Genomic DNA, 6,212 nt, shown 5'->3' with positions numbered 1-6,212 from the left:
CAAGAGCGATAAAGCCTAAGCCATCAAAGTACCCACATAAAAAAAGAAATGCCAGTCAGCTTAACTGACTGGCATTGGGCACGCTCGCCGGCTTTTTTCTTTTTAATTAAAGATATTTCTAAGTGCAGCTAAATATATTTGCTCAATAGTTTTTAAATCTGCGATAGGAACATGCTCATTAACTTGATGAATGGTATGGTTTCGCACGCCACATTCAATCACTTGCGTGTGCTCATTAGCAAAAAAGCGGCCATCTGATGTGCCACCACTGGTACTAAGCATAGGGAAGCTGCCAGTGATTTCATGCACGGCTTGTTCAAGCTGCTGCAACAAGCAATTGCTAGCTTGATGTAAGGTATAAAATGATTCGCACGGACGCTCCCAAACAAGCGTTAGCTGAGATGCTAGATCTGCCAATGCAAACTGAATTTCTTCTTTCACGTCTTTACTTTTGTAGCCATGACTATAACGCACGTTAAACGTGAGCTCACACTGAGCAGGAACAAGATTATCTACCACATTGGCAATATTAATTCCGGTTACTTGTAGTGTTGTTGCCGAGCCGGCTTCATCTTTGTGCCAGCTAATTGCCATTAGGCGCTTCACAACCTCTGCACTTAAATGCGCTGCGTTTATGGTGTTTTCTGGATAAGCAACATGCCCTGCTTTACCTTGAATAGATAATCGAGCCGACAACGCACCGCGCCTACCATTTTTAATGGTATCACCAACCTGCAAATGACTCGTCGGCTCGCCTACTAGGCAACCATCGAGCACAACACCTTGTTTGGCTAGACGCTCAGCAATCAGTAAAGAACCGTATTCAGCCTCGCCCTCTTCATCAGAGGTAATTAACCAGTAAAATGTGCCGCGTTTATTGCTATTTTGCGCTAAAAAGCGTTTTGTTGCACAAAGCATAGCAGCAACGCCGCCTTTCATATCTGCTGCGCCACGACCATAGACATTGCCATCGACTATCTCGCCACTAAAAGGATCAACTCGCCAATCCCCTTCTGCAGCTGGTACTACATCAATATGGCCAGAAAAAGCAACGATAGGGCCTTCAGCAAAAGTGATTTTAGCAATTAAGTTAGTTACATGATTAAAGCTAAATACTTCGCAATCAAAGCCGAGCTGGCTTAGGCTATCTTCAAGCCAATCAATTGCACCAGCTTGAGCAGGTGTGACCGATTTAAATCGGAGCAAGGTTTGTAATGTTTCTACCACGTCAGACTGCACTACTGTGCGCGTTGCTAACCCTGCATTTGATATAAAACTCATAATAACCCTAGTCAGTTAGAAAGCTTGGGTTATTACAACGAGAGTTTATGACCGCAGTGTGAAACTTAAATTAATGATTTCCTTCTTCAATAAGGGTTTCTTGGGTCACCTTGGCGATGTCTTTATCTTCTTTCGTTAATTGTGTTCGTTGCCAACGACCTGCTGCGAACCAGAGATAAGTAATAATCGCCACAAGTACATTAGTAATAGCAAACGAATACCATATGCCCTGCGGTCCCAGTGAAGTATGCTTAGACAAAATATACGCGGCAGGAAATTGAATAACACATTGCGAAAACAATGACACAACCATCGCATTGAGCATGTTTCCTGAAGCCCTAAATGCAGCGACTACGCAAAGCTGCACGCCTATTCCGCCCCAAGTTAAGCACATGACGCGAATGAAATCTGCACCACCAGCAATCACAGATTCATCATCAGGAATGAAAAAAGCCACAAAGTTTTCCGCAAACAAATAAGCAACAACGCCCACTAATGTCAGACCTAGTAACCCCCAAAGCGAGGCTAAACGTGTTATTTGTGCTGCACGCTGTGGATTTCTTGCCCCCATGTTTTGACCAACCAAGGTCGAAACAGCCATTGAAAGACCCATTGCAGGGATCATCACCATTTGCAAAACATTAGAGCCAACACCATAAGAAGCAATGGTGTGTGTACCAAAGCTTGCCACCAAAAACGACATAATGATTAAACCAAAGGCTCTCGCAGAAAGTTCAACCGAGCCAGGAGCGCCTAAAAAGAAGGATTGTTTCATATATTGCCAGTCTGGTTTAAAACTAGAGAGTTTAAGTTGGATGCCGTGACGGCCTCGCAAAAACACCCATACCCCTATTGCAGCCGCTAAGCTTTGCGTGATTAGTGTGGCTAATGCAGCCCCCATTACGCCAAAACCAGAGAAGTCACCAAAACCAAAAATCAGTAAAGGGTCGAGCACAAAATTGAGTAACACAGTACCGCTTACAATATAAAGCGGCACCTTGGTTTGCCCTATGCCACGCATTAAGGCTTGAAACATGGCATAAATAAACACAAACACAACGCCAATAAAAGATACGTGCATAAATTTAAGTGCATTACCATACACTTGATCTTCAACACCTAATAAAGTCAAAAAGTAAGGAGAAAGCACATAGCCTATTAAGCCAAGTATGGTTGCGGTAATTGTCACCATCAACATGGTTTGGGCAGCAACATGGTTTACCTTATCTTGCTGACCAGCTCCCATGTACTGAGCGGATAAAATAGCGCCCGCCATTGCCAAACCAGAGCCAATAGCAATCACCAAAAAGGTAACGGGCATACTGACAGAAACGGCAGCCACTTGTTCTGCCCCTAAGCGCCCTACCCAAAATGCATCGGTCAACTGATAAGCAGACTGCAAAATATTGATTAAGATGATCGGGATACCTAATTTAAGTAACGCTTTTGAAATCGAGCCATGAAGAAATAAGTGCTGCGGATCAGCCATGAAAAACACCTAATAAGCAAATAACACTGTTAGTTTACCAACCGCAACTGAATATAGAGTCAATAAGAGTCAATATTTTTTTTGCTGTACCTGTTTAAAAACTTAATCTAAATCAATAAATGGCTTCACTTAGTTCAAACATTTTTGAAACTTTGATCTAGAACAGGTTTTGTCCGCTTCAAGTTAGTAATAATAGCCTCAACCAAATAAGACAAGTAGTTCGCGGAGAACAACATGAAAACTAAATTAAGCATTGCATTACTTACTTCACTATTAGCACTCTCTCCTGTTGCAAACGCAAACTTAAGCGTGAACGTAGGTGCAATTAATGTAAACCCTGATAACGACAGCTCAAAAATCAATGAAGCACCAACGTTAGGACTTCGTGGCGATGACAATACCCAATTAGGTATTACGATTGATTACTCTTTTAATGACAACTGGGTTCTTGAATTAGTTGCAGCGACACCATTTAGCCATGATGTTCAAGGAACTGGTGGCTTAGCGGGCAATAAAATTGCCGATATTAAGCAATTACCACCATCACTAATCGCCCAGTACCACTTCTTAGACTCAACTTATAAGTTCCGTCCTTTTGTGGGTGTAGGTATTAACTATACAACCTTCTTTGATGAGAAACCTTCTGCGGCTTTAAAAGCAACATTAGGTACTGACGATGTAGAAGTGAAACTAGATGATTCATTTGGCTTTGCAGCTCAAGCTGGTTTTAACTACATGATGAGTGAAAACTGGGGCCTACATGGCATGGTTTCACTAATCGACATAGATACAGACGCAACAGTTTATGCTGACGGCGCAAAAGCATTAACTTCAACGGTAGAAATCGACCCTGTTGTTGCTATGTTCGGTGTTAAATACAAATTCTAACTTTCATTTTGTGAAAGCCCATACGCACAAAAAGGCCATTTATTGGCCTTTTTTATTTCCATTCATTTCCTAATACCAAATTGCTATTTGTCTAAATTTTAAGACAAATTCTGCCAACCAATAAATTTGAACTACACTTAAAACTTAAGCTATACCTTTATTATTATTTATTAAGTCAGCAGTACAAAATATCATCGAAACTATGCCCAAGAGCATGCAATATCTGAATTTTCAGAGCTGGTCAATTGTTGTCCCTATTAGCCAGCAATTATAAAATAACCATAATAATTTTGACGTATAGAATGTAAATTGTGTGATAACGAGGGGCGTTAGTTGAAAATATTTTTTAATTCTTTAATTCTGCTTACGTGTCTTAATTTAACTGCATGTAAAGTAAAAGACCCGAACGAAGATAAACCAGATGAGCAAACGCAGGTCGCAATCAGCGATCGCGAAAAGCTGCTTGCTGGTAGTGCAAATATTTCTTTTACGATTACCGATGAAAATCAAACACCTCTAAGCAATATCAGTGTTACATTGGCAGGGCAAAGCTATCAGTCTGATAGCGATGGTACTATAAGTGTTAGTAACCTTGCTTATGGCAATCATGCGATTATGGTTGAGCAATCGGGATATTTTCCGCGTGCAAGTATTGTCGTTAATCAACCAGACTCATCGACAACTACAGTTCAACTCCAAACTAAAGCATCGAGCAGTAAAAGTCTCTTATTTGCTGGAGATACCATGTTTGGCCGTCGTTATTTAGATCCCAATTTAAAAACCATGGGCACGTCTATTCCCGATGTAACTGATGCCTTGATCCATCCAGATACAGCCGGGGCAGACAGCATTGCAATTACTGCTGATGTCGCAGCCCTATTTGAAAATGCTGACTTTGCATCAGTTAACCTAGAATCGCCAGTGACGACTAATCCAGCAACCGTCCATCCAACCAAAGAGTTCAGCTTTTTTAGTCTACCAGACTCACTGCAAGGGCTAACCGAGATAGGCATAGATTATGTTGGTCTTGGCAATAACCATATCTACGATTACTTGCAATCCGGCTTAGAAGATACCCTTATTGAAGTAAGCAATGCTGGCTTACTACATAGCGGTGCAGGACTTGATGAAACCCAAGCAATGACCACTGTGAGTAAAACACTTGAAGATGTAACGCTCGTGCTTTTTGCCGCCACTTCAATCACAGGGACAGAACACGAATACAGCTACATTGCTGATACTGAAAAAGGCGGGGCTGCAAATTTAACCAACTCGGATACAGTTAAATCTTCACTAGAAGAGCAGGATTCTTCACAATTTATCATTGCCCAAATGCATGGAGGTGATGAATACACCTATTCTCCTTCAAGCTATATTGGCAGCCGGTTTGAAGCATTATCAAAGCAAAATACAGATCTCCTTATTGCTCACCACCCCCATGTAGCGCAAGGCTTTGCTGTCTATAACGATATTCCTGCTGTACTCGGTCTTGGTAATTTCGTATTTGACCAACCTCGCCTTGATACCTTACTCGGTGTTGCTGTGATGATCGATTTAAACACAGAAACGCAAACCGTCAACCGGGCTTTTGCTTATCCTATTTTTGTTGAAGATTATAAACCACGCTTTACAACCGGTTTTTTAACTCACTACTTATTAAGACGCCTTGCTGAGTTTTCTGATGACAATATCACTTTAATTCCTCGTGATAATTATGGTGAAGTCTATTTTAGTCAAAATCAGGCAACAAAGAGCACGACAGACGTCACTATTGAGGTAAATAGTAATAGTGACATTATTGACTTGCGACAATACGCCCCTTCATCAGCCGCATTCGTATCAGAGATCGAAGTAACCAGAGGCGAACTCAGTAGTATGGTCTTTGGCCGCGACATAATGGTGTTTGGTGATTTTGAAGATTGGGATAACGACAGCGAGGCGTTTGAAGTAAGCCGCTGGGATCACACCAGTGACAGCGTTTTTCCATGTACAGACCAACCTTATGCTGGCATTCAAGCACTTTGCTCAAGTCGTGACGAGTTCGATAATACGCCATCGATAATACCGTTTAGACATACAATGCGAGTGATGGAACTAACAGATGAAAATGGCGATCCACTTCTGAGTAAAGACTTCTCATTTTATGGTTATTTACAATCAGAAAATGGTGGAAAAATTGATGCTCTATTAAGTTATACAACCGAAATAGACGATCTTACTTTTTCACAACATAAAATAGATGTAAGTGAAGGCGGTGACCAAGCATGGCATGCATTTAGTCATGACTTTAGTTTACCGTCAGATGAGTTCACTTTAGGACCAAAAGAACTTCCACCAAGAGGTGTGAAACTGCAATTTAGACATTATGCACCAAGTACAGGTGAAGCAATCTCTCGCTTAGATAATGTTGCACTAATTAGCTGGCAAGATGCTATCAGCTTAGATAATGGACTATGGCAAACCGAGAAAATGCACGGTTTTGACTTTTTAAAAATCTCAGCAAGTGATGATACGAGTGTAAAAATTACGTTCACATTACTTGATTAAGGAGGAG

At 41.3% G+C, this 6,212-nt stretch carries 4 protein-coding genes; 2 read left to right on the top strand and 2 right to left on the bottom strand.

The window, feature by feature from the left end:
• Positions 1 to 102 precede the first annotated feature (102 nt).
• Positions 103 to 1,281 carry a succinyl-diaminopimelate desuccinylase gene (gene dapE / locus HUS62_RS20280; protein WP_175080940.1) on the bottom strand — a complete coding sequence of 393 codons (1,179 nt, stop codon included), beginning with the start codon at positions 1,279 to 1,281 and terminating at the stop codon, positions 103 to 105.
• 70 nt (positions 1,282 to 1,351) lie between these two features.
• A complete protein-coding gene (locus HUS62_RS20275) occupies positions 1,352 to 2,770 on the bottom strand; it encodes an MATE family efflux transporter (protein WP_175080939.1) in 1,419 nt (472 codons plus the stop codon).
• 234 nt (positions 2,771 to 3,004) lie between these two features.
• On the opposite strand from HUS62_RS20275, the gene HUS62_RS20270 reads away from it, so the two are divergent.
• Entirely contained in the window at positions 3,005 to 3,658 is a 654-nt protein-coding gene (locus HUS62_RS20270) for an OmpW family protein (protein ID WP_054551769.1), read from the top strand.
• Positions 3,659 to 3,991: 333 nt separating this feature from the next.
• Entirely contained in the window at positions 3,992 to 6,205 is a 2,214-nt protein-coding gene (locus HUS62_RS20265; RefSeq protein WP_175080938.1) for a CapA family protein, read from the top strand.
• The last annotated feature ends 7 nt before the right edge of the window (positions 6,206 to 6,212 follow it).

The organism is Pseudoalteromonas sp. 0303 (assembly GCF_013349995.1).
Classification (GTDB): domain Bacteria; phylum Pseudomonadota; class Gammaproteobacteria; order Enterobacterales; family Alteromonadaceae; genus Pseudoalteromonas.
Note: the sequence above shows the minus strand (reverse complement) of the source record. Positions and strands in the feature narration are given on the sequence as shown.